The 24,066-nt window shown below is 72.4% G+C and carries 21 protein-coding genes; 6 read left to right on the top strand and 15 right to left on the bottom strand.

The window, feature by feature from the left end:
- Positions 1–2 precede the first annotated feature (2 nt).
- The 4 genes from ACE3UN_RS12955 to ACE3UN_RS12940 are packed head-to-tail and all read left to right on the top strand — an operon-like array spanning position 3 to position 3,819.
- Positions 3–710: an ABC transporter ATP-binding protein gene (locus ACE3UN_RS12955; RefSeq protein WP_374675375.1), complete on the top strand. Its 708-nt coding sequence runs from the start codon at positions 3–5 to the stop codon at positions 708–710.
- 38 nt (positions 711–748) lie between these two features.
- Positions 749–1,954 carry an ABC transporter substrate-binding protein gene (locus ACE3UN_RS12950; protein WP_374675472.1) on the top strand — a complete coding sequence of 402 codons (1,206 nt, stop codon included), beginning with the start codon at positions 749–751 and terminating at the stop codon, positions 1,952–1,954.
- Positions 1,955–1,981: 27 nt separating this feature from the next.
- The gene (locus tag ACE3UN_RS12945; protein WP_374675374.1) at positions 1,982–2,866 is read left to right on the top strand and encodes a branched-chain amino acid ABC transporter permease; all 885 of its coding nucleotides are present in this window, start codon (positions 1,982–1,984) and stop codon (positions 2,864–2,866) included.
- A complete protein-coding gene (locus ACE3UN_RS12940) occupies positions 2,866–3,819 on the top strand; it encodes a branched-chain amino acid ABC transporter permease (protein ID WP_374675373.1) in 954 nt (317 codons plus the stop codon). The genes ACE3UN_RS12945 and ACE3UN_RS12940 overlap by 1 nt, the downstream gene beginning before the upstream one ends.
- Before the next feature lie 75 nt (positions 3,820–3,894).
- Here the strand turns inward: ACE3UN_RS12940 and ACE3UN_RS12935 are convergent, their stop codons facing one another.
- Genes ACE3UN_RS12935 through ACE3UN_RS12925 form a run of 3 tightly spaced genes read right to left on the bottom strand, consistent with a single transcriptional unit; the run spans position 3,895 to position 8,396 of the window.
- Positions 3,895–5,700: a diguanylate cyclase domain-containing protein gene (locus tag ACE3UN_RS12935; protein WP_374675372.1), complete on the bottom strand. Its 1,806-nt coding sequence runs from the start codon at positions 5,698–5,700 to the stop codon at positions 3,895–3,897.
- Between the two features lie 45 nt (positions 5,701–5,745).
- Complete coding sequence (locus ACE3UN_RS12930; RefSeq protein ID WP_374675371.1) at positions 5,746–7,998, bottom strand: putative bifunctional diguanylate cyclase/phosphodiesterase; 2,253 nt, start codon at positions 7,996–7,998, stop codon at positions 5,746–5,748.
- On the bottom strand, positions 7,995–8,396 hold the full coding sequence (locus tag ACE3UN_RS12925; protein ID WP_374675370.1) for an Hpt domain-containing protein: 402 nt from the start codon (positions 8,394–8,396) through the stop codon (positions 7,995–7,997). The genes ACE3UN_RS12930 and ACE3UN_RS12925 overlap by 4 nt, the downstream gene beginning before the upstream one ends.
- 116 nt (positions 8,397–8,512) lie before the next feature.
- Between ACE3UN_RS12925 and ACE3UN_RS12920 the strand changes: the two genes are divergently transcribed.
- On the top strand, positions 8,513–10,123 hold the full coding sequence (locus tag ACE3UN_RS12920) for an ATP-binding protein (RefSeq protein WP_374675369.1): 1,611 nt from the start codon (positions 8,513–8,515) through the stop codon (positions 10,121–10,123).
- A gap of 185 nt (positions 10,124–10,308) precedes the next feature.
- Here ACE3UN_RS12920 and ACE3UN_RS12915 read toward each other — a convergent pair whose 3' ends face one another.
- The 12 genes from ACE3UN_RS12915 to flgA form a co-directional block, all read right to left on the bottom strand.
- Complete coding sequence (locus tag ACE3UN_RS12915; RefSeq protein ID WP_374675368.1) at positions 10,309–10,962, bottom strand: response regulator; 654 nt, start codon at positions 10,960–10,962, stop codon at positions 10,309–10,311.
- A gap of 99 nt (positions 10,963–11,061) precedes the next feature.
- Complete coding sequence (locus ACE3UN_RS12910) at positions 11,062–13,284, bottom strand: sensor histidine kinase (RefSeq protein WP_374675367.1); 2,223 nt, start codon at positions 13,282–13,284, stop codon at positions 11,062–11,064.
- Between the two features lie 188 nt (positions 13,285–13,472).
- Positions 13,473–14,669: an EAL and HDOD domain-containing protein gene (locus tag ACE3UN_RS12905; RefSeq protein WP_374675366.1), complete on the bottom strand. Its 1,197-nt coding sequence runs from the start codon at positions 14,667–14,669 to the stop codon at positions 13,473–13,475.
- A gap of 8 nt (positions 14,670–14,677) precedes the next feature.
- Positions 14,678–15,898, bottom strand: a complete 1,221-nt coding sequence (gene flgL / locus ACE3UN_RS12900) for a flagellar hook-associated protein FlgL (RefSeq protein ID WP_374675365.1) — start codon at positions 15,896–15,898, stop codon at positions 14,678–14,680.
- A gap of 32 nt (positions 15,899–15,930) precedes the next feature.
- Positions 15,931–17,904 (bottom strand): flagellar hook-associated protein FlgK, encoded by a 1,974-nt coding sequence (gene flgK, locus ACE3UN_RS12895; protein ID WP_374675364.1) that lies wholly within the window; start codon positions 17,902–17,904, stop codon positions 15,931–15,933.
- 36 nt (positions 17,905–17,940) lie between these two features.
- Positions 17,941–18,825, bottom strand: a complete 885-nt coding sequence (gene flgJ / locus ACE3UN_RS12890) for a flagellar assembly peptidoglycan hydrolase FlgJ (protein WP_374675363.1) — start codon at positions 18,823–18,825, stop codon at positions 17,941–17,943.
- 22 nt (positions 18,826–18,847) lie between these two features.
- Positions 18,848–19,984 (bottom strand): flagellar basal body P-ring protein FlgI, encoded by a 1,137-nt coding sequence (locus ACE3UN_RS12885; RefSeq protein ID WP_374675362.1) that lies wholly within the window; start codon positions 19,982–19,984, stop codon positions 18,848–18,850.
- 23 nt (positions 19,985–20,007) lie between these two features.
- A complete protein-coding gene (locus tag ACE3UN_RS12880) occupies positions 20,008–20,754 on the bottom strand; it encodes a flagellar basal body L-ring protein FlgH (protein ID WP_374675361.1) in 747 nt (248 codons plus the stop codon).
- A 26-nt stretch (positions 20,755–20,780) separates the two neighbouring features.
- The gene (gene flgG / locus ACE3UN_RS12875) at positions 20,781–21,563 is read right to left on the bottom strand and encodes a flagellar basal-body rod protein FlgG (protein ID WP_374675360.1); all 783 of its coding nucleotides are present in this window, start codon (positions 21,561–21,563) and stop codon (positions 20,781–20,783) included.
- A gap of 145 nt (positions 21,564–21,708) precedes the next feature.
- Positions 21,709–22,116: a hypothetical protein gene (locus ACE3UN_RS12870; RefSeq protein ID WP_374675359.1), complete on the bottom strand. Its 408-nt coding sequence runs from the start codon at positions 22,114–22,116 to the stop codon at positions 21,709–21,711.
- Positions 22,117–22,253: 137 nt separating this feature from the next.
- Entirely contained in the window at positions 22,254–22,553 is a 300-nt protein-coding gene (gene flgM, locus ACE3UN_RS12865) for a flagellar biosynthesis anti-sigma factor FlgM (protein WP_374675358.1), read from the bottom strand.
- Positions 22,554–22,677: 124 nt separating this feature from the next.
- Positions 22,678–23,433 carry a flagellar basal body P-ring formation chaperone FlgA gene (gene flgA, locus ACE3UN_RS12860; protein WP_374675357.1) on the bottom strand — a complete coding sequence of 252 codons (756 nt, stop codon included), beginning with the start codon at positions 23,431–23,433 and terminating at the stop codon, positions 22,678–22,680.
- Between the two features lie 167 nt (positions 23,434–23,600).
- Here flgA and flgB point away from each other — a divergent pair, with 167 nt between their 5' ends.
- A complete protein-coding gene (gene flgB, locus ACE3UN_RS12855) occupies positions 23,601–24,020 on the top strand; it encodes a flagellar basal body rod protein FlgB (protein WP_374675356.1) in 420 nt (139 codons plus the stop codon).
- Positions 24,021–24,066: the final 46 nt, after the last annotated feature.

The following is a 24,066-nucleotide window of genomic DNA, read 5'->3' as shown; positions in this document are numbered from 1 at the left end:
AGATGGCCGCGCGCCGCTTCCTCGAGATCTCGGGTCTGCACGCCTGGTACGGCGAGTCCCACATCCTGCACGGCGTGGATTTCCACGTGGACGAGGGTGAGGTCGTCACGCTGCTCGGCCGCAACGGCGCCGGGCGCACCACCACCCTGCGCGCCATCATGGGCCTGACGCCGCAGCGCAAGGGCTCGGTCAAGGTGCTGGGCCAGGAGACCATCGCCATGCCCACCCACCGCATCGCGCGGCTGGGCATCGGCTACTGCCCCGAGGAGCGCGGCATCTTCTCCAGCCTGTCGGCCGAGGAGAACCTGCTGCTGCCGCCGGTGCTGCAGCCCGGGGGCATGCCGCTCGACCAGATCCATGCGATGTTCCCGAACCTGAAGGAGCGCGCGGCCAGCCAGGGCACCCGGCTGTCCGGCGGCGAGCAGCAGATGCTGGCCGTGGCGCGCATCCTGCGCACCGGCGCCAAGCTGCTGCTGCTCGACGAGATCTCGGAGGGACTCGCGCCCGTCATCGTCCAGAAGCTGGCGGAGATGGTGCTGTCGCTGCGCCGCCAGGGCTACACGATCGTCATGGTGGAGCAGAACTTCCGCTTCGCCGCCCCCCTGGCCGACCGCTTCCTGGTGATGGAGCACGGCCAGGTGATCCAGCAGTTCACGCAGGCCGAGCTGCCCTCGCGCATCGAGCGCCTGCATGAGTACCTCGGCGTGTGACGCACGCCATCCAACCACGAAGGACACCTGCCATGAAGATGACGACACTCGCCGCCGCCTGCGCGCTGACCCTGGCCGGGATGGCCGCCTCCACCGCCGCCCAGGCCCAGGTCTCGGGCGACGTGATCAGGATCGGCATCATCACCGACATGGCCGGGCTGTACTCCGACATCGACGGACAGGGCGGCGTGGAGGCCATCCGCATGGCCATCGCCGACGCCGGCGGCGCGGTCAACGGCAAGAAGGTCGAGCTGGTCTTCGCCGACCACCAGAACAAGGCCGACGTGGCCGCCGCCAAGGCGCGCGAGTGGTTCGACACCCAGGGCCTGGACCTGCTCATCGGCGGCACCAACTCGGGCACCAGCCTGGCCATGGCCAAGGTGGCGGCCGAGAAGAAGAAGGTGTTCATCTCGGTGGGCGCGGCCACCTCGGCGCTGACCAACGAGCAGTGCAACCCGTACACCGTGCACTGGGCCTACGACACCGTGGCGCTGGCCAAGGGCACGGGCGGCGCGGTGGTCAAGGCCGGCGGCAAGAGCTGGTACTTCCTGACCGCCGACTACGCCTTCGGCGCGCAGCTGCAGAACGACACCTCCGCCGTGGTCAAGGCCGCGGGCGGCACGGTGGTGGGCTCGGTCAAGCACCCGCTGTCCGCCAGCGACTTCTCCTCCTTCCTGCTGCAGGCCCAGGGCAGCAAGGCGCAGATCCTCGGCCTGGCCAACGCGGGCGGCGACACCATCAACTCCATCAAGGCGGCCAACGAGTTCGGCATCACGCAGAGCATGAAGCTGGCCGGCCTGCTGGTGTTCATCAACGACATCCACTCGCTGGGCCTGAAGACCACCCAGGGCATGTACCTCACCGACAGCTGGTACTGGAACCGCGACGCCGAGACGCGCGCCTGGGGCCGCCGCTTCTTCGAGAAGATGAAGCGCATGCCCAGCTCGCTGCAGGCTGCCGACTACTCGGTGGCCACCCAGTACCTGGCCGCGGTCAAGGCCGTGGGCAGCGACGATGCCGACAAGGTGCTGGCGCAGATGCGCAAGGCCAAGTTCAACGACGTCTTCGCCAAGGGCGGCTGGATCCGCGGCGACGGCCGCATGGTCCACGACATGTACCTGATGCAGGTGAAGTCGCCGGACAAGTCGACCGAGCCCTGGGACTACTACAACGTGGTGCAGACCTTCAAGGGCGAGGAAGCCTGGACGACCAAGGCCGAGTCGAAGTGCGCGCTCTGGAAGTAAGCCGCTAAGCCACGAGAGAGGCCCGCCGTGGAGATTTTCGGCATCCCCCTGCAGGCGTTCCTGGGCCAGCTCATGCTGGGCCTGGTGAACGGCTCCTTCTACGCCATGCTCAGCCTGGGCCTGGCGGTGATCTTCGGCCTGCTGGGCATCGTCAACTTCGCCCACGGCGCGCTCTACATGATGGGGGCCTACGTGGCCTGGTACGGGCTGGAGACCTTCGGCCTGAACTACTGGGCCGCCCTGGTGGTGGCGCCGCTGCTGGTGGGCGCGATGGGGGTGGTGATCGAGCGCACGCTGCTCAAGCAGCTGTACAAGATCGACCCCATCTACGGCCTGCTGCTCACCTTCGGCCTGGCGCTCATTGCCGAGGGCGTGTTCCGCGACCAGTTCGGCGTGTCGGGGCAGTCGTATGCGGTGCCCGAGGCGCTGCAGGGCGCCACCCACCTGGGCTTCATGATCCTGCCCAACTACCGGGCCTGGGTGATCGTGGCCTCGCTGGCGATCTGCTTCGGCACCTGGTTCGTCATCGAGCGCACGCGCCTGGGCTCCTACCTGCGCGCCGGCACCGAGAACCCGGCGCTGGTGCAGGCCTTCGGCGTCAACGTGCCGATGATGGTGATGCTCACCTACGCGGCCGGCGCCGGGCTGGCGGCCATGGCGGGCGTGCTCGCCGCCCCGGTCATCCAGATCACGCCGCTGATGGGCAGCAACCTCATCATCGTGGTGTTCGCCGTGGTGGTCATCGGCGGCATGGGCTCCATCCTGGGGTCCATCCTCACCGGGCTGATGCTGGGCATCGTGGAGGGGCTCACCAAGGTGTTCTACCCGGAGGCCTCGAGCATCGTGGTGTTCGTCATCATGGCCATCGTGCTGATGATCCGGCCGGCCGGTCTGTTCGGGAAGGAAAAGTGATGAGCGCCCTGTCGCACCGCCACGCGCGCATCGCCTGGGGCCTGGGGCTGGCGGCCCTGGTGATCGCGCCATTCGTCGGCGTCTACCCCATCTTCATGATGAAGGCGCTGTGCTTCGCGATCTTCGCCTGCGCCTTCAACCTGCTGCTGGGCTTCACCGGCCTGCTGTCCTTCGGCCACGCCGCCTACCTGGGCGCGGCGGCCTATGCCACCGGCTGGCTGGTGCGCTCGGCGGGCTGGTCGCCCGAGCTGGGCATCCTCGCCGGCACGCTCATCGCCGCCGCCACCGGCGCCGTGGTGGGCGCCATCGCCATCCGGCGCCAGGGCATCTACTTCGCCATGGTCACGCTGGCCATGGCCCAGATGGTGTACTTCGTGTTCCTGCAGGCGCCCTTCACCGGCGGCGAGGACGGCCTGCAGGGCGTGCCGCGCGGCCACCTGTTCGGCGTGCTCCCGCTGGCCAACGACCTGGTCATGTACTTCGTCGTGCTGGCGGTGTTCGTGGCGGTGTTCCTGTTCATCCTGCGCGTCGTGCACTCCCCCTACGGCCAGGTGCTCAAGGCCATCCGCGAGAACGAGGCGCGCGCCACCTCGCTGGGCTACGACGTGAACCGCTACAAGCTGCTGGCGTTCGTGCTGTCCACGGCGCTGGCCGGCCTGGCCGGCTCGCTCAAGACCCTGGTGCTGGGCTTCGCCACCCTGTCCGACGCGCACTGGTCGCTCTCGGGCGAGGTGGTGCTGATGACGCTGCTGGGCGGCATGGGCACCTTCGCCGGCCCGGTGCTGGGCGCGTTCACCATCATCGGCCTGCAGAACTTCCTGGCCGACCGCGTGGGCTCGTGGGTCACCGTGATCATCGGCGCCATCTTCGTGGTGTGCGTGGTCGCCTTCCGCCGCGGCTTCGTGGGCGAGCTGCTCGCCTGGCAGCAGCGGCGGGCCGCTGCCAGGCGGTGAAGGAACCCGCCGTGCCGCCAGGGTGACGGCGGTGTGCACGCCGCGGTGGCGCCGGTCAGACAGCCGCGTCCATCCCTAGCCGATGCAGGTGCGGTTCTTCCCCGTGCGCTTGGCCTCGTAGAGCGCCTCGTCGGCGCGCTCCAGGGCCTCTTCCACGGGCTCGCCCAGCCGGTAGGCGGTGACGCCGGCGGAGAAGGTGACGAACACCTCCTTGCCGTCGTGCATGAACAGGCTGGCGGTGAGCTCGCGCTGCAGCCGCGTCAGCACGCGCTGCGCCTCGTCCACCGGCGTGCCGGGCAGCAGCACCACGAACTCCTCGCCGCCGAAGCGCGCCACCACGTCCACCGGACGCAGCGAGCGCCGCACGTGCTGCGCCAGCGCCACCAGCGCCTGGTCGCCCGCGGCGTGGCCGAGCGAGTCGTTCAGGCGCTTGAAGTTGTCGATGTCCAGCAGCCCCACGGCGAGCGCGCCGCCCTCGCGGTCCAGCCGCGAGCGCTCGGCGTCGAAGGCCTGCATCAGGCCGCGCCGGTTGGCCACCTGGGTCAGCACGTCGGTGGCGAGCTCGTCGGACAGGCGCCGCAGCTCGCCTTCGAGGTCGCGCACGCGCTGCTCCAGCTCGGTGGCCCGCCGGTGCTCGCCCGCCAGGCGCTCGCGCGTGCCGTGCACCAGCGCATGCACCGAGCGGCTGTCGTCCACCAGCTCCCGCACCACGCCCGCCAGGGATTCCAGCGAGTCCGCGCGGGCGATCGTGTCGGCGTAGCGCAGCATGCCCTCGCTGAAGCGCCCGGTGTGCTGGTCCAGTTCGCCGAGCTCGGACAGCATGCGCTGGATGAGCTCGCGCAGCGCGTCGCGTGCGCCGTCACGGTCGGCCCGCAGCTGCGCCTGGCGGGTGCGGGCGTTGGCCAGCAGGTGGCTGGCCGCCTGCACCGCCCGGGCGCTCGGCGGGCCCGATAGCCGCTCGCGCAGGCTCTGCACCTGGCCATGCACCCAGCTGTCCGACTCGGCGAGCTCGGACAGGCCCTCGGTCAGCTCGCGGGAGAAGCCGTGGACCTGCGCCAGCAGGTGGTGGCGGTGCGCCAGCAGCCGTCGCGCCTGCTCGCACAGGGCTTCGGCCAGGGCGGTGAGCTCCGGCGTGGCACCTTCGGTGGCCAGGCGGTCGCCCAGCCGGCCCAGCGCGTCGGCGAGCTCCGCCGCCCGCGGGGAATCGCCAGTGGGCAAGGCGACGCGCACGGTGGCGTTCAACGGCGCCACCACGGCGGGCCAGTCCTGCCCATCGCCGGCCGCCGTGGCCGCCACCGTCACACCCGCCGCACCCGCTGCACCCGCTGCACCTGACGCGGGCGGCGCAGCCGGCGCGGGCTCGGCGTCCGCCGGCGTGGCCAGCGGCGGCGCCGGGGCGTCGTCGCCGTCCCACGAGGCCACCAGCTGGCGCAGCCGGTGCAGCAGGCGCTGCATGTCGCCGCGGCTGGAATCGAGCACGCGCTGCAGGCTGTCCTTGCGGCGCCCCGTGGTCCACTGCCGGCCGCCGCGCTCCAGGCCGCGGGTCAGCCGCTCGATGAGCTGCGCCCAGGCCTGCGACTGGCTGCCGGCCTGTTCGCCGCTGCGTTCGAGCCAGCGTTGGGTCTCGTCCCACTGCCCGGCCATGAGGTGCTGGACCAGCTCGGCGCGCTGGGCGGGCTCATCGGCCAGGCGCTGCGCCAGCCGCTCCGCCACCGGGCGGGCACGGGGTGGCAGGCCACCCGGGGCGCGCGCCTCACCCGATTCCTCGGCCCAGGCCTGGGCGTAGTTCTCGGGGGTGGGCTCCAGCTTGGCCATCGCCAGCCGGCGCAGCGCGGCCTTGGCGATCTGGGCCGGCGTGAGGGGGGTCGAAGGTTGCTTCATGCGCGTCGGGCGCGCCGGCGGCGCGGCAGCAGGCAAAGGGCCGGCTCAGGCCCCGGGTTCGCGGCGCGGCCGGGCGCCAGCCGGCGCGGCCACGCGGGGTGCGGTGGCGGCGTCGGCCGCCAGCCGTGCCTCGTGGCGGGCGTTCCAGGGGCCGATCTCCGACCCCGGGACGGGGCGGGAGTACAGGAAGCCCTGCATCAGGTCGCAGCCTTCGGCCACCAGTGCCGCCTTCTGGTCCTCGGTCTCGACGCCTTCGGCGATCACGCGCAGCTCCAGCACCTGCGCCAGCGCGATGATGGTGCGCGCCACGGCCGTGCCCTTGTGGGTGACGGCCATGTTCTTGACGAACGAGCGGTCGATCTTCACCTCGGAGATGGGCAGGTCGGTCAGGCGCGAGAGCGACGAGTAGCCGGTGCCGAAGTCGTCCACCGAGATCTGCACGCCCAGCTCGTTCAGCCGCCGCAGCGTGGGCTGGATGCTCTGCAGGTCCTTCACCAGGCTTTCCTCGGTGATCTCGAGCTGGATCATGCGGTGCGGCAGGCGGTGATCCCGCACGGCATGCTCGACCAGCTCGACCATGTCCTTCTGCACGAACATGCGGTAGGGCATGTTCACCGCCACCGTGCCGTCGAAGCCGAACTCCTCGCGCCACGCCGCGGCTTGGCGGGCCGCCTCGCGCAGCACCCACTCGCTCATGGGCACGATGAGGCCGGTCACCTCCGCCAGCGGGATGAACTCGTTGGGCGGCACCAGCTGCTCGCCCCGCCGCCAGCGCATCAGCGCCTCCACGCCCACCATGCGCCCGCTGGAAGCCTCCACCTGGGGCTGGTAGTACAGCACCAGCTCGTCGCGCTCCAGCGCCTTGTGCAGCGCGGTCTCCAGCTCGAGCTGCTCGCGGCCGCGGCTGGCCCCCTGCGGGCTGTACACGACCAGGCGGTTGCGGCCCTCCTCCTTGGCGCGGTACATCGCCTCGTCGGCATTGCGCATCAGGTCCTGGGCGTCCAGGCCGTCGCGCGGGTACAGCGCGATGCCCACGCTGGCGGTGGCGAAGCACTCCTGTCCGCTCACGTCCACCGGCTCGCGCAAGGCATCGAGGATGCGGCGGCCGACGGCCTCCGCCTCGGCCTCGTCGGACACCTCGGGCAGCAGGGCCACGAACTCGTCCCCGCCCAGGCGGCCGACACCCTCGAGCGCGCGGTGCGCGCGCGGGCCGATGGATTCCTTCTCGCTCTCGATGATCTTGGCGCTGTGGCGCACGCAGCTCTTGAGCCGGCGGGCCACCTCGCGCAGCAGCTCGTCGCCGGCCGAGTGGCCGAGCGTGTCGTTGATGTTCTTGAAGCGATCGAGGTCGATGTAGAGCAGCGCGACCTGGTGCCCCATGCGCTGCGCCTGGAAAAGCGCCTGCTCGGTGCGCTTGCGCAGCTGCGCCCGGTTGGGCAGCTCGGTGAGGCTGTCCGTCTCGGCCAGGCGCTGGATCTCGTCGCGGGCCCGGCGGCGCTCGGTGACGTCCTGCACGATGCCGCTGTAGCCCACGCAGTGGCCCTGGTCGCCGAATTCGGGCTCGGCCTGCACGTGCAGGATGATGAACTTGCCGGGCAGGTTCATCGGCACGTCCATGAGCAACCGGTCCTCGTGCTGGACCACGTTGCGCACGGTGCGGACGAAGTTGTGCCGGTCCACCGTGGGAATGGAGCGCAGCAGGAAGGTCAGGCTGGGGCGGTCCTCGACGTCCACCTTGCCCAGCAGCACATGCAGCGCCTGCTCCGACAGCACCAGCCCGCGGTAGAGGGACCGGCCGGGCTCGTGCCACCAGTCGAAGCTGCCCATCTTGGCCAGGTCCTGGGCGCGCGCCAGCTTGGAGCGGCTGCGTGCCAGCTCGATGTTGGTGCGCGAGGCGCGCAGCATGTAGCGCAGCCGGCCGGCCAGCAGCGTCCACTGGTTGGACTTGACGAAGAAGTCGGTCGCGCCGGCCTGGTAGGCCCGGTTGATCGAGGTCTCGTCGTCCAGGCCGGTCAGCATGAGCACCGGCACGTTCTCGTAGCCGTACATGCGGCGCAGCTCGCGGCAGGTCTCGAAGCCGTCCAGGCCGGGCATGCGCGCATCGAGCACGATGAGGTCGGGCGTCCAGTCGCGCAGCATGCGCAGGGCCGCCTCGCCGTCGCGCGCCTCGGTGATCTCGAAGCCGTGCTGCGTGAGCGCGGCCGACACCAGCATCAGGTTGACCTCGTCGTCGTCGACGAGCAGCACCCGGGGGCGTTCGGCCGGGTTGACGCCGAAGGGTGCGCCGCCGGCGGTCATGTGGCCGACGGCCCCAGGTGCGCCTGCACCGCCAGGCGCACACGGTCGGCCTCCTCGAAGAAGCGGGCCGCCTGCGATTCCACCGCCGCCAGCTCCTGCCTGCGGATGCCGCCTTCGATCTCGGCGCACAGCGCGGAGAAGGCGAGCGCCCCCACGCTGGCCGAGGCGGACTTGAGGGTGTGGGCGATCTTGCCGAAGGCGGGCCAGTCCTGTGCGGCGACGGCGGCGCGGGCGTCCGCCTCGTGCTGCGCCAGCGAGCGGGCGTAGGTGCCCAGCACGCGCTGCACGAAGCCGCCCGTGCCGGCAGGGTCGAGCTGGCGAAGCTGCGCCAGGCTGCCTTCATCGAGCACAGCGCTGTTCTCGGGGTCCAGGGGTGGCGTCGGCCGGGCGTCTCGCATGGTGTTCGCAGTGGCCGAGCCAATATACCTCCGGAAACCGTGGATCGTGGCGACATGCGGGCGGTAGCGTCATTTCGGCCACGGATTGCACGCATGCCGGCTCCTACAATGGCCCGATGCCCCCCCTGCACTGCCCGCGCCAGCGCAACCCTCGGCGCCGTGGGCGCGGCCTCACGGCGGCGCTGCTGCTGTCGGCCGCCCTGGCGGTGGCGCTGGCCCTGACGTGGCAGCTGGCCGCACCCGGGGCGCTGCCCGCGGCCGCGTCCGGGTGGCTGGCCATGGGGGTTTTCGGGGCCGCCTGCGCCGGCGCCGGCATCGCCTTCGGCCACCAGCGCGCCAGCGCCCGGCTGCGTGACGCGCGCCTGCGACAGCACAGCGCTGCCCGGCTCGTGGACGCCTGGTGGTGGGAGAGCGACACCGGGCACCGGCTGCGCCAGTGGCGCCCCCCCGCCGGCGCCAGCGAGGCCGACTGGGCGGAAGGCGAGCCGCTGGGCTCAGCCGTGTGGGAGGCCTTCGGCCCCGAGGCGCCGCTCAAGGCGCGCCTGGAGGCGCTGGCCACCATCGAGCCGCTGCGGGTGCGACGCCGCCGCGACGGCCAGCCATGGCGCCTGCATGCCGTCGCCCAGTTCGACGGCGAGGGCCGCTTCACCGGCTACGTGGGCACCGCCACCCCGCTCGCGGCAGGCGAGCGGGGGCGTTTCGCCGACGCGCTGCTGCAGCGCCTGTGGCCCGAGCTGGACCAGCCGGCCATCGCCCTGCGCGCCGAGCCCGCGGCCGACGGCGGCACGGCCACCTGGCGCGTGGCCGCCCTGTCGCCCGACGCCCAGCGCCTGTTGCGCCAGGACGGTCGGGCCGCCGACTCCCTGAGCTGGGACGACCTGCTCGCCCGCCTGCCGGCCGGCCTGGCCGAGGCGGCCGCCTCGCTCGCCCCGGGCCAGGCCCGCGAGGCGGGCGACTGGACGGTGAGCGTGGTCCCGGTGGGCGACCCCGACGCCAGCGACGGCGGCCGGCTGCTCCTGCTGCGCCACCGCGCCCCGGCCGCGGCGCCCGATGTGGCGTCGGCCGAGGAGCAGGCCTCGTTTGCCTACTCGGTATCGCACGATCTGCGCGCCCCCATCCGGGTCGTGGAGGGCTTCGCACGCATCCTGAAGGAGGACTACGGGCGCTTCCTCGACCGCATCGGCAACGACCACCTCGAGCGGGTGCTGGCCGCCGCCGCGCGCATGAACAGCATGATCGACGCGCTGCTGGCCCTGTCGCGCCTGCAGCAGCAACCGCTGTCACGCAAGCCGGTCGACCTGTCGCAGCTGGCCACCTACATCGTGGAGGACCTGCAGCGCCAGCAGCCGGAGCGCCAGTCGGAGGTGCAGATCGAGCCCGGCCTGCTGGTGCAGGGCGACCCCACGCTGCTGCGCATCGCGCTGGAGAACCTGCTGGGCAACGCCTGGAAGTACAGCGGCCAGGTGCCGGTGGCGAAGATCGAGTTCCGGCAGGTGGACCACCAGGGCCGGCGCGCCTTCGTGGTGGCCGACAACGGCGCCGGCTTCGACATGCGCTTCGCCGATCGCCTGTTCGGTGTGTTCCAGCGCCTGCACAGCGCCAAGGACTTCCAGGGCACCGGGGTGGGGCTGGCCTCGGTGCGCCGCATCCTGCGGCGCCACGGCGGCGACATCTGGGCCGAATCCGAAGTGGGCAAGGGCGCCCGCTTCTATTTCACGCTGGGCTAGGAGGCTGCGCGGCAGAAGCCGCCCAGCCTCCTAGCCTGCGGCTTTTCGCCCGGCTCCCCCGAGCCCCCTCCGCGAGGGGGCTCCAGCGTGTTCGACCGCACCCTCCAGCCTCGCTCCGCGAGGGAGGCTCCAGTCAGACGGACGACCTGGCACCGCCACAGCCCACAGGCGGCCGTGGGGAGCCTTCAGCTCCCGGACGGCCGGGAGAGCAGCTCCACCGCGTCGAGCAGCGCCGCCGCCTGGGCGTGCAGCGAGCGGCCGTCGGCCTGGGCCAGGCGGTGCAGGCGCGCCAGCGCCTCGCCACGCGCCAGCGAATAGCGGTGCATGAGCACGCCCACGGCCACGGGCACCGGGTTGGCCAGGGGGTCGGCCGGCGCCGGCGCCGGGTCGGCCGGCGCGCCGGCCAGCGGCCGCGAGCGCACGCTCGACAGCGCGGCCTCCACCGTGGGCACGATCTGCGCGATGTCCAGCGGCTTGACGAGGTAGGCCACCGCCCCGAGCGCCTTCACCTGCGCCACGGTGGCGTCGTCGGCGAAGGCGGAGAGGAACATGAACGGCGTGCCCAGCGAACTGCGCAGGTAGTCCGCCACGTCGAAGCCCGACTTGCCCTCCATGCGGATGTCCAGCAGGGCCAGGTCGGGCCGGTGCTGGCGCGCCAGCAGGATGGCGTCGTCGCCGTTGTCCGCGTCGATGACCTCGTAGCCGGCGCGCGCCAGGCCATGGGTGACCGTGGCCAGCACCAGGCGATCGTCGTCGACGACGAGGATCTTGCCCTTGCTGGGCGCGGCGGGCGCGGCAGCCGGGGGCACGCTGGGGGCGGCGGGCACGGAAGGGGTCATGACGGTGTCACGGAAAGGGCCATTGTGACGCACCGGGCAGCGGACGCATGCGGCGCAAAAGCACCGGAATCCGCCCGCACCACGCCGCGCTGCCGGCGCTCACAGCGGCTCGAGCAGCGAGACCGCCGGCGGCTCCAGCCGCAAGGTGGCCACCACCTGGCTGCCCTGCTGCTCCAGCGACATGGCCGAGCCCTTGCGCGGCAGCAGCGCGCGCACCAGCCCCAGCCCCGAGATGCCGGGGGGCACCTGCGCCAGGCTGAAGCCGGGCGGCAGCGCGCCGGGGCTGGCCACGCACACGCGCAGGGCTGCGTCCTCGCACTCCACGCGGCACCACACCCGCGCGTCGGGCGCCGCCGGGTCGCTGTGCTTGATGGCGTTGGTGAGCAGCTCGTTCACGGTGAGCGCGATGGGGATGGAATCGGCCTCGCTCAGCGCGAAGCGGTGCGGCGCCGGGCCGCCCACCTCGCAGACGATGGTGCGGCCGAACATGCGCTGCACCGAGGTGGCGATGGCCTCGATCACGCCGCGCACCCGCAGCGGCCCGGTGATGCCCACCTGCAGGCCGTGCACCTGGGCGATGGCGTGCACCTGCCCCACGGCCTCGGCCAGCGCCGGCGCGGCCTCGGGGTGGCGCAGCGCGTTCTGCTGCAGCAGCCCCGCCACGCCCTGCAGGTTGTTCTTGATGCGGTGGTGCACTTCCTTGACCAGCATCTCGCGCTGGGCGATGGCGGCCTCGAATCGCGCCTGCTCGGCCGCGCGCTGCTCGCTCACGTCGCTGGCCACGAGCAGCAGCTGCTCCGGCTGGCCCTCGCCGCCCGCCTGCAGCGCCACGATGCGCACGTCCCACTCGCTGGAGGGCACGCCGTGCTCCGCGTCGCCGTCGCGGTGCAGCTCGCGCCGCACCATCTCGCGCGTGGCCACCGCCTGGTGCAGCCAGGCCGACAGCGAAGCCGCCTCCGGGCCCGTGAGCCACAGCGAAGGCGGGCGCCCCTGGATCTCGTCGCCCGGGCGGCGGGCGAAGGCGGACATCATCTGGTTGTGCTGCAGCACCTGCAGGCCGCGCGCATCGAACAGCGCGATGGCCAGCGGGGCCGTCTCAATGATGCGCTGCAGGCTGGCCTGCGCCTGGGCGATCTGGTTCTCCGCCTGGCGCCGGCGCTCAATGTCGAGCAGCGCGAAGGTGACCTGCCGGGCGCCCGTCTCGTGGCCGGTGAGCACCGCGTTGCCCACCACCCAGAAGGTGCGGCCGTCGCGCGCCACGAGCCGGCATTCGAAGGTCTCGGCCTGGCCCTCCGCCAGCACAGCGGGCCAGTCGGTGCGGCGCAGCGGGTGCCCGGGCTCGGGCGAGGCCACCACGGCGATGGGCTGGCCCTGGAAATCGGCCAGCTCGCCGCCGAACATGCGCCGCGCCGAGCGGTTCATCCACTCGATGCCGCCGGAGCCCACGGTGACGATGCCCACCAGCACGGAATCGAGCACCGCGCGCGTGCGGTCGGTCTGCAGCAGCAGCGATTCGCGTGCTCGGGCCTGCTCGGCCAGCAGGTGCTCGTTGTGGCGGCGCGCGTTCTCCTCGTCGGTGATGTCCAGCGTGACCACGCTCATCGCCGGCCGCCCGGGGCCCAGCTCGGCCGGCTCCACGCGCGTCAGCAGCCAACGGCGTCCGGTGTCGGGGTGGCGCACGGCGTAGCGCACCTGCAGCCGCTCGCGCTGGCGCAGCGCCTGCTGCAGGCGCGTGTAGTCGGGCAGGGATTCGGTCTCGACCACGTCGCGGCCGATCGACAGCTGCGACAGCGAGGCGCCCACGGCGGCGGGGGCGGCGGCCGCGGCCGTCGACGCGGTGCCGCGCAGGCTGGCCGCGGAGCTCCAGCCCTGCTCCGCGTCCCAGGTGGCCACGCCCACGCCGGCCGTGCCCATCAGGGCGCTGATCTGCACCGCGGCGCGTGCCGTGTCGTCCTGCAGCGCCAGGTCTTCCACCTGGATGAGCCAGCGGGCGGGCGCGCCGGGCACGGCGCCGGGCAGGCGGCGCCCCTGCGCGCGCAGGTGCAGGCGGCGGCCGCCCTCGCCTTCCACCCAGCCGTCCTCGGGGCCCCAGTCGGCGCCGGCCGACCAGTGGCCTGCCGACCAGCGGCACAGGCGCTGCCAGCCCTCGGGCAACGCCGCCAGGCCACGCGGCTCGGTCCCGGCCGGGCTCAGCGCGGCCCAGGGCGCGTTGTGGCGCAGCAGCCGGCCACTGGCGTCCAGCAGCGCCAGGCCGCAGGGGTTGAGGTCGAACAGCGCCGCCAGCTCGGCCCCCGGCCCGGTGCCCTCCCCGGCCGATGGCATGCGGGGCGCGGAGCGGCGGGGCGAGAAGATCGGTGGCATGGACGGCGTGGAGGTGAACCGAACGAGTGTAAGGGTCACCCCCGGCTGGCGCATGACAGCCGGCGCCGCGCCCGGGGGGCCCGGGCGTGAATCAATCCGCGCGCAGTTGGCGCGGGAACGTCAATCCGCGCGCAGTTGGCGCGGGAACGTCAATCCGCGCGCAGTTGGCGCGCGGTGGCCATGGCGCGCAGCGCGGCGCGGTTCACCTCGCCCGCCGTGGCCAGCAGCACTTCGGTGCGCTCGCGGATGTCGATGGGCGATTCCATCTCCACCGCCTCGGCCAGCTCCAGGTAGGGCAGGTAGGGGCCGTCGCCCTGCACCAGGGCCTGGGCCACGCGGTCGGGCACCGGCAGCGAGCCGAACAGCTGGCCGAAGGTCTGGCCCAGCATGCGGTCCAGCAGCGAGAACACGCCGCACAGGAACACCTCGTTGCGCGTGGTGTCGTCGCCGTGCTGCTTGGCCAGTTCCTCCATGAGCAGGCCGCGCCGCACCGCCAGGAACATGAGCGGCTTGAGGTCGGGGTCGTCCACCGCGCTGGTCATCAGCAGCGCCAGCCAGCGCTTCAGGCGGCTGTAGCCCAGCATCATCAGCGCGTGCGAGAAGGAGTTGATCTCGACCGACAGGCCGAAACCGGGCGAGTTGATGTAGCGCATCAGGCGGAAGGCCAGCGACGGGTCGCCCCGCAGCACCGCCTCCAGCTTGGGCGCGGGCTCCTCGCGGTCGACCCGCTGGATCAGGTCCATCACCACCGCCACGCTGCCGGGCACGCCCTTCTTCGGCTTGCTGCCGTCGGGCGCCTCGCCCAGCGGCCAGCCCAGCACCGCCTGGGCGCCGCGCTTGAAGCTGTCGGCCGCCTCGGCCGGCGTGGCGTTGCCCGACTGCACGAAGGGCAGCGCGCGCGGCGCGCCCGCGGCCGCCGGGGCGGCGCCCAGGCGGCGGTCGTCAGCGCGGTCGACGATGGCCAGCTTGAAGCAGGCCATGACGTCGGCGCCCAGCGGCGACAGCGGCCGGCCCTTGAGCACCAGGCCGGCGCCCTGGCCGGCACGCTGGCGGATGCGGTCGGCCCAGGCCGGCTCGCCCGCCAGGAAGGCGGGCACCTCCACCATGAGGTGACCGGGCAGCTCGGCGTCCATCAGCGCCGACAGCCACGGCTCGCTGGTCAGGTTCAGCGACATGGGGCCGGAGTCGGCCGGCCACACCTCGGCCAGCGCCTCCAGCAGGCCGGCCGGGTCCACCGGCGCGTCGTCCGTCGCCGGGTGCACCGTGAGGCGGGCGGTGGCGGGCGCGCGCTGCGCGTCGAACATCGCGCCGCAGCCGAGGATGAGGTGGTCGAGGATGGCGCTCATGCGTGGGTTCAGGTCTTGATGTAGTCGAACAGCGACAGGCGCTGCACGGTGGAGTATGTGGCCAAGGCGGCCTCGTAGCCCGTCTGCTGGTTCTTGAAATCCGAGATCGCCTGGATGGTGTCCAGGTCCTCGGCATCCGAACGCGTGTTCTCGCCGTACAGCTGCATGTCGTCGAGGCGGCCCTGGATGCCTTCGATGCGGTTCAGCACCTCGCCGGTCATGCTGCGGGCACCCTGCAGGTGGTCGGTGAGCCGGTCGATGTCGCGCAGGCCCGTCTGCACCGTCTGGCTGACCTCGGCGCTGGTCTGCGAGGGGTCGCCCAGCTGGGCCACGAGGCCGTCGAGCACGCTGAACACGTCCAGGGTGGGCTCGGAGTCCACCATGCCGAAGGTGTCCCCGTCGGCCGGCGCGCCGCTGACGATGACGGCCATGCCGTCCACCTCGATGGCCTGGCCGGCGGTGAACGCCGCGCCGCTGGGCAGCGGGTTGCCGTCGGCGTCGGTGGTGACGCCGTCGTCGCGGGTGACGCTGTAGGTGGTCACGCCGCCGCTGACGCTGAAGCTGATGGCGTAGCCGGCGCCCGTGAGCGCCGAGGGGTCGGTGACGCGGCCGGCGTCGATCCAGGCGCCGCCGCTGTTGGGGCTGCGCACCTGGGTCTCGAACTGGCCATTGCCGGTGGGCGCGGACATCCACACCTCGCCGCCGTTGAGCGTGAGCGGCAGGGGTTCTTCCGACGCCACGCGCACCGTGCCGCCGGAGCCCTCGTAGGTGACGCCCCCACCGCCGTCCAGGAACGGCGGCACCGCGGAGCCCTGGCCGGAGAACACGTAACCGCCGGCGCCGTTGCTGCGGTTGGCCACGCCCATCAGCTGCTTGCGGATCTCGGCCAGCTGGTTCGCCACGTCCTGGCGCTCCGCCTCGGAGTAGCTCGCGTTGCCCGCCGCCACCACCAGCTCGCGCGCCTGCTGCAGCAGCTCGCCGGCGTCCGCCAGCGCCGACTCGGTGAGCGTCATCGCATTGCGGCTGGCATCCACCGCGCGCTCGGTGGATTCGGTGCGCTGCATCAGCGCGCGGGCACGCTCGGCACGCGCGGCCGCCGTGGGATCGTCGCTCGCGCGCATCACCCGCAGGCCGCTGGTCAGGCGCTCCTGCGCGTCGTTCATCTCGGTCTGCCGGCGCTGCAGGTTGGCCACGGCGGCCGCCCAGCTGTTCATCGTGGTGGTGCGCATGTCAGGGTCCTCGGGTCAGCGTCGCCCGGCCGTCACCGGCTGAGCTGGATCATGGTGTCGAAGATCGACTGGGCCACCTGCAGCACCTTGGCCGCGGCCTGGTAGCCCTGCTGGAACTGGATCAGCCGGGCGGCCTCCTCGTCGAGGTTGACGCCGGACTTGTCGAGCACCGCGTTGTCGGCCTGGGTGAGGCCGGCCTGCGAGATGCTGCTGGCGGATCGGGCGCTCTGCACCCGCACGCCGACGTTGGCCATGAGGTCGGCATAGGCGTCCGTCACGGTGGCACCGCCGGTGGAGCCGCTGGCGCCAGGCGTGCGACCCACCATGCGCTCGTCGGCCAGGCGGGCCATCGCCAGCGCATTGCCGTTGTCGGTGTCCGCATGCAGCGTGGGCGCGATGGACACGGTGTCGCCGCCGGCCGGCGCGCCGTTCAGGGACAGCGCGTAGCCGTTGATCTCGATCGGCTCGCCAGCGCGCCAGGTGCCGCTGCCGGTGGACCCGTCACTGTTCGTGTAGGTGTACGGCACCGTGCCGTCGGCGGCTGGCGTGCCGAAGGCGATGTCGGTGGACAGCGCGCGGTTGGACGTGCTGCCCGTCATGCGCAGCATGTCGACGCTGGCGGTGCCGGTGTTGGACGCGCCCATGGCCGCCTGGAAGGGCGACGCGGCGGCAAGGCCATCCGGGTCGTCGAGCACGCGGCGCATGCCGCCCGCGGCGTTGGCCACCGGGCGCAGCAGGAAGCTCTCACCCGCAGCAGGCGCCGGTGTGCCGATGGTGACGGTGAAGCCCTGGTCGGGGTCGGTGTTCCACACGCCGTCGCCGTCGGTGTCGCTCAGCGCCACGTCGGCCCCGTCGGACAGGCGCGTCATGAGGTAGGCGCCGGGGTTGTCCGGGTCGGCGCGCAGTTCGTAGTCGCTGGCCTGCAGCACGGTGGCGTCGGTGATGGACATGCCGACGCTGGCGATGAAGGCGTTGCTGGAGTCGCGCCGGTTCGTGGCGTTGGGCAGCACCTGCGGCTGGCCCACGGCGAACAGCGGCCCGCCGGCCTGCTCGTTGAGGTCCAGGCCCAGCCGCTGCGCCTCGTTCACCTGCGTGGCGAACGCCATGGCCATCTGGCCCAGCTGGTTGCGCGCGTCGACCAGGTCCTTGTTCTGGAAGCGCATCAGGCCGGCGAGCGAGCCGCCGGTGAGCGTGCTCTCGCGCAGCATCGACGCGCCATTGTCGCCGCCGAGGTACAGCGCGGAGCGCGAGGCATCCACCGGGTCGGGCCGCGCCTCGACCGCGTAGGAGCGCGCCCCCACCACCAGCGGCTGCCCGCCGATGAACAGGTTGACGGTGCCGGCACCGTCGTCGTTCACCGTCGTGACTCCAGCGTACTCGCCGATCTTGGCGATGAGTCCGTCGCGCTGGTCCAGCAGGTCGTTGGGCGACTGTTCCAGCCCGCGCAGGCCGGCGATGCGGTCGTTCAGGTCGGCCACCTGCTGCGCCAGCGAGGTGATGGCCTTGGCCGCGTTGTCCATGTCGTCGCGCACACCCGCGGCGAGCACGTCCAGGCGGTTGGACGCGTAGGTGTAGCGATTGGCCACGTCCGACGCACGCGACAGCACGGCCTGCCGCGCCGAGGTGTCGGCCGGTGAGTTGCCGAGGTCGACCATGGCGGCGAAGAAGTCGCCCATGGCGTAGCCCAGCCCCTGCTCACCCGGAGGGAACACGTCCTCCATGGCACTGAGCTGGCCGAGCCGCGCGGTGTCGCTGGACGCCAGCGACCGCGCGGCACGCGCCTGCATGGTGAGGAACTCGTCGTGCACGCGGCGCACGTCCACCACGTTCACGCCCTTGCCGAAGAAGCCGGCGCCGGTGAACTGGCCCTGCGCCGTGGACAGCACCACGTCCTGGCGCGAGTAGCCCTGGACGTTGGCGTTGGCGATGTTGTGGCCGGTGGTGTTGAGCTGCGCGGAGTTCGCGAACATCGCGCGCATGCCGATGGACATCAGGCTGCCGGACATCGGGGTTCCTCGTCAGTGCGGTGCGCCGCCGGCCCGTCAGGCCGTCAGGCTGCGCTGCAGGCGCAGCGTGGTGTTGATGACCTTGGACAGCTTGTCCGCGTAGGCCGGGTCGGTGGCGTAGCCGGCGCGCTGCAGGCCGTGCGCGAACTGGTGCGCGTTGTCGCCCGACTTCACCACGTTGGCGTAGCGCGGGCTGCCCTTCATCAGGTTCGCGTAGTCGGCGAAGCTCTCGGCGTAGCTCGAGTAGGCGCGGAACTTCTGCACCACCTTGCGGGCGACGCCGCCCACGTACTCCGTGGTCATCACCTCGGCGGTGGGGCCGTTCCAGTTGGCGCCGGCCTTGATGCCGAAGAGGTTGTACGCGGGCGACCCATCGGCATGGCGGATCTCCTTCTTGCCCCAGCCGGTCTCGTGCGCGGCCTGGGCGATCATGAACTCGCTGGGGATGCCGGTGCGGCGCTCGGCGGCTTCCGCCGCGGCCTGGTGCTGCGACACGAAGCCCAGCGCGGAGCCGCGCGGCACGCCCGCCGACGCCTGCGGCTTGAGCGGGTTGGCCGGGGCGCTGCGGTTGGCGCTGTCCTGGCGCGGGATGGGGCCGGGGGCCATGCCCATCTGGCGCTCGAGCTGGCGCGCGATCATGTCCGACAGGCCGCCGGGCTGGCCCGACAGCTTGCCGGCCCACTGCGTGTCCAGCATCTCCGAGCCCAGCTTGGTGCCCTCGTTCTCGAGCATGCCGCTGGATTGCGCCGACTCGCGCATGGTCTTGAGCAGCTGCTGCAGGAACAGCGACTCGAACTGCTTGGCCGCCTCGCGCACGGCCGCCTTGGGGTCCTGGGCGGCGGCCGTCTTCAGCGACTCCATGCCGCGCGCGTCGCCATAGCTGGTGCGCGACAGCTGGGCGGGGTTGAAGGGCGTGCTCATGGGCGGCTCCGTGCGGGTGCGCTCAGATGACCTCGATCTCGGCCTGCAGCGCGCCGGCCGACTTCATGGCCTGGAGGATGGCCAGCAGGTCCTGCGGGGTGGCGCCCAGGCTGTTGAGCGCCTTCACCACGTCGGCCAGCTGCGCGCCCGCGGGCAGCGAGATGAGCGCGCCGCCCTGCGAAGCCACCTGGATGTCGGCCTTCTCGCTGACCACCGTCTGCCCGCCCGACAGCGGGCCCGGCTGGCTGACCACCGGGGTGGAGCTGATGGTGACCGACAGGCTGCCGTGCGCCACGGCGCAGGGCGCCAGCGCCACCGCCTGGTTGAGCACGATGGAGCCGGTGCGCGGGTTGAGCACCACCTTGGCGGCCGGCCGGGCCAGCTCCAGCGGCAGGTTCTCGATGTCGGCCAGGAAGCCCACGCGGGCGTCCGGCTCGGCCGGCACGCGCACGCGCACCACGCGCCCGTCCAGCGCCTGCGCCGTGCCCGCGCCCTTGGCGCCGTTGATGGCCTGGGCCACGGCGCGCGCGGTGGCGAAGTCGCCCGAGTTCAGGTCGAGCTGGATGCTGTCGCCCTGGTGCAGCGGCGTGGGCACGGCACGCTCCACCGTGGCGCCCTGCGGCACGCGGCCGCCGGAGAGGTGGTTGATCTGCACCTTGGAGCCGCCGGCCGACGCGCCCGCGCCGCCCACGATGAGCTGGCCCTGGGCCACGGCATAGACCTGGCCGTCGGCGCCCTTCAGCGGCGTGGCCACCAGCAGGCCGCCGCGCAGGCTCTTGGCGTTGCCGATGGAGGACACCGACACGTCGATCTGCTGCCCGGGCTGGGCGAACGCCGGCAGCTGCGCCGTCACCAGCACCGCCGCGATGTTCTTCAGCTGCATGTTGGTGCCCGGCGGCACCGTCACGCCCATCTGTTGCAGCATGGACGTGAGGCCCTGCTGCGTGAACGGCGTCTGCGTGGTCTGGTCACCGGTGCCGTCGAGGCCCACCACCACACCGTAGCCGATGAGCTGGTTGGGCCGCACGCCCTGCACCGCCGCCACTTCCTTGATGCGCTGGGCGGCCTGGGCCGGCCAGGGCCACCACAGGGCGGCCGTGGAGAGCACGATGGCCAGGGCCATCGCGGCGCGCAGCAGGCGGTCGGGGATGCTGTTCATGGTGAACACATTGGAGGCCAGGATCACACCGGCCAAAGGCTCAAGAAGAAGCGCGCCAGCCAGCCTGTTCCCTGGGCGTCGGCCATGGCGCCGCGGCCACGCTTTTCCACCCGCACGTTGGCCACCTGGGCGCTCGGGATCACGTTGCCGGGCTGGATGGAGCGCGGGTCGACCTGGCCGGTGAAGCGCAGCACGTCCACATGCTGGTTCACGCCGATCTGTTTTTCGCCCGCCACCAGCAGGTGGCCATTGGGCAGCAGGCCCACCACCGTGGCGGTGATGGTGCCGGTGAAGTCGTTGGTGGAGCTGGTGGCGCCCTTGCCGGCGAAGGTGTTGCCGCTTTCGGCCGAGGCCTTGGCGCCGCCCAGGTGGCGCGCGGCCACGCCCGGCAGCGCGGTGATGCCGGCGCTCAGCTCGCCGCTTTTGTCCACGGTGCTGTTGGCGCTCTGGCTGGCGGTGATCTTCTCGACGATCTGGATGGTGAGCGTGTCGCCCACCATGCGTGCGCGGTGGTCCTCGAACAGCGGGCGGTAGGTGGCTTGCTGGTAGATGGAGCCGGTGGGCGCGGCCGCGGGCTGCGCCGCGCCGTAGGGGTATCCGTAGGCCGTGGCCACGGGCGGCATGGCCGGCTGGGGCACCGGGCCACCCTCGGGCAGCGCGGGCGCGGTGGCCACGGGAAAGTCCACCGTGGCCTGGGTGGGCAGCACCTGGCAGCCGGCCAGGCCCAGCAGCGCCGCGGCGCCGAGGAGGGAGAACAATCGGGTGGTCATGGCAGAAGGCCCTGAGAGATGGCGCGTCACAGCTGCGCCAGGCGCTGCAGCATCTGGTCGGAGGTGGAGATGGCCTTGGAGTTGAGCTCGTAGGCGCGCTGGGTCTGGATCATCGAGACCAGCTCCTCCACGACGTTCACGTTGCTCGTCTCCAGGTAGCCCTGCTGCAGGGCCCCCATGCCGTTGGCGCCGGGGTTGCCCGCCGTCGGCGCGCCCGAGGCGGCCGTCTCGCCGAAGAGGTTGCCGCCACGCGGGTCCAGCCCGCCGGGGTTGGTGAAGCTGGCCAGCTGCAGCTGGCCCAGGTTCTGCGGGGCGGTCTGGCCGGGCACGGTGGCGTTCACGGTGCCGTCGGCGGCGATGGTCACGCTCAGCGCGTTGGCCGGCACGGTGATGCCCGGCTGCACCAGGTAGCCGCTGTTGGTGACGAGCTGGCCGTTGGGGTCGAGCTTGAACGAGCCGTCGCGCGTGTAGGCGGTGTCACCGTCGGGCAGGCTGACCTGGAAGAAGCCGTTGCCCTCGATGGCCACGTCGAGGTTGCGCCCGCTCTGCTGCAGGTTGCCCTGGGTGAAGTTGCGCGCGGTGGCCACGGCACGGGTGCCCAGGCCCACCTGCAGCCCCGCGGGCAGCACGGTCTGGTCCGAGCTGGCGGCGCCGGCCTGCCGCAGGTTCTGGTAGATCAGGTCCTCGAACTGCGCGCTGGCGCGCTTGTAGCCGCTGGTGGCCACGTTGGCGAGGTTGTTGGAGATGTGGTCCAGCTGGGTCTGCTGGGCTTCCATCCCCGTCTTGGAGATCCAAAGCGAACGAATCATGGCGGCACTCCCGGCCACCTGGAATGGGGGCCTCGGTGTCGCCATGATCCGCCGGGCTTGAGGCCGGCGAGGCGGTGAAAAGCGAGGGGTTTGTGGCGCTGATGCGCGCCACCGGGGTCCGTGCGGGCGCTCGGGGCCCGGGGGCTCAGGCCTGGGCGATGCCGCCCGTGGAGGTGCGCGCGGCCTGGCCGTCGGCGCCGTAGACGACGGCGCGGGAGGTGCCGGCGCCGGGCAGCAGGATCTCCAGCGCCTTGTCCAGCGACACGCTGGCGCGGGCCACGGCCTCGCGCAGGGCGGCGACCTGGCCGCCGCAGGCGGCGAGCCGGCGGCGCAGGGCCGGCGGCATGCCGCCGTGGCGCGCGGCGCGGGTGGCGCGGTCCACGGCCTGGCCGAGTGCGCGGTGCAGCGCGGTGGATGCGGTCTCGGTGGCCGCCGGGTCGTGCTCGCTCAGGGCCTGGCCCAGCTGGGCGATCAGCGTCTCCACGGTGGCGAGCGCGGCCTCCAGGTCCACGGTGTCACGCAGCGCGTGTTGTTCGGCAGGAGAGCTGAGCATGGGGCCTCGGGCAGCGAGCCGTCAGGGTGAGTCTGGCCATGCCGCGCACGCACAGGCGGGCAGCAAGGGCTGGAAGGGAACGGGAACCGGGCGCGAGCCGCTTGCCGCCGGGGACGGCCGGCGTCACCGCCCGCACATCACGACGAGTACTTGCGCAGGATTTCCTGCGTGTTCGCGATGAGCTTGTCGGCAATCGCCTCGGCATTGACCTCGAACTTGCCGTCGCGGATGGCCTGGGCCATGCGCTGCACCTTCTCGGCGTCGAAGGTGCCGTCGCTGTCGGCGGCGCGGATCATCGAGGCCGTGGACGACAGCTGCACCGTCGCACTCGGCTCCGCAGAAGCCGAGGACGCGCCGGTCTTGTCCGCCTGGCCCGAGCGGCGCTCGTTCGTGAGCGGCGCCAGCGAGGCCTTGGAATCGAGCGAACCGATTTTCATGATGCTCTCCTGATTGCCGCGGCGTCCCGGTCGGGACATGGCGGCATGGATCGGATTTCGACCCCCTGCGGGCGAACTTGAGAAGAATTTTGCGCCTTCGCGGGCGGCCGTGTCAGCGGGGCGGTCACAGCATCACCTCCACCTGGCGGTCGGCCACGGCCCGGCCCTGCAGCAGGCGGCCGGACGCCGCGCGCAGGCGCACCGTCTGGCCCTCGATGCCGGGCGACAGGGCCTCGGCCTCGCTCACCACCTGCCAGCCGGGGCCGCCGGCCACCACGCGCACGGTCTCGCCGGCGGCGAACCACTGGCGGGCTTTCAGGTCATTGGGCCGCACCGGGCTGCCCGCGGCCAGCGGCCGGGCCAGCACGCGGCCGGCCAGGCGCTCGGCGTCGGCCACCGGCACGCCCGAGCCGGTGGCCCAGTCCACCTCGGCCAGCTCCAGGTGCTCGGCACCCAGGGTGGTGCCGGCGGGCAGCGCGGCGCGGGCCACGGGGGTGCGGGCCCAGACATGCACCGTGACGGGCAGGCTCACGTTCCAGCGCTTTTCGCCCTGCACGCAGCGCAGGCCCACGCGGGTGCGGCCCCAGGCGGGCACGCCGGGCGGCAGATAGGGTTCGATGCGCTGGCACGGGGCCAGGCGCAGGCGCGGGTCGAGCTGGCCCACTTCCACCTCCACGCGGGCGGTGGCCAGGCCGGCGCGGCCGGCGCTGTCGGTGGCGAGCTGGCGCACCTGCTCGCTCACGGCGGCAAAGGGGTCGGCGGCCGCGGGGGTGCCGCTCGGGGCCGTTGTCTGCGCCGCGGCCAGCCCGGCACCCAGCAGGCCGCCCGCGAGCACGGTGGCACGCAGCAGGGGCAGGCAGAGGGGCAGGCCGGAGGTCATGGCCGCCACTGTAGGCAGCGCCCCGGCGCGCCAAGACGGGAAATGCAGGCCCGCCACCCGGCTATTCGGCGCTTTGGCGCGCAGGCCCGATTCCCACAATCGCCCCAACGCGCTTCCCATGGGCCCGATATCGGCCACCTCGGGCCGGCGCTGAAGGGACATCTGCCATGAACGTCAACCGCCTGACCCGCTCGCTGGACTTCCACGCCCAGGCCTTGACGCTGCGCTCGGAACGCCAGCGCATCATCGCCAGCAACATCGCCAACGCCGACACGCCGGGCTACGTGGCCAGGGAGATGGATTTCTCCGCCGCCCTGCGCGCGGCCACCGGCACGCAGGCCAGCGCCGCACGCCTGGACACCCCGCGCCCTGGCCACATGGGCGCCGGCGGCAGCAACGACCCCACGGCCACCGCCATGCGCTTCGCCGCCCCCAGCCAGACCAACCTGGACGGCAACACCGTGGACATGGACCGCGAGCGCGCGAGCTTCGCCGAGAACGCGGTGAAGTACGAGGCCACCCTGCGCTTCATCAACGGCAGCGTGAAGACCACGCTGGACGCGATGAAGAGCCACACCCAGGGTTGAATGAGATGAACCGAATCCAAGCGACTGACCGCGGGCCGAGCGCCGG

It is taken from the genome of Ideonella sp. (assembly GCF_041918995.1).
Taxonomy (GTDB): domain Bacteria; phylum Pseudomonadota; class Gammaproteobacteria; order Burkholderiales; family Burkholderiaceae_C; genus Ideonella.
The sequence above is the reverse complement of the archived record's forward strand: the minus strand, read 5'-3'. Positions and strand labels throughout refer to the sequence as shown.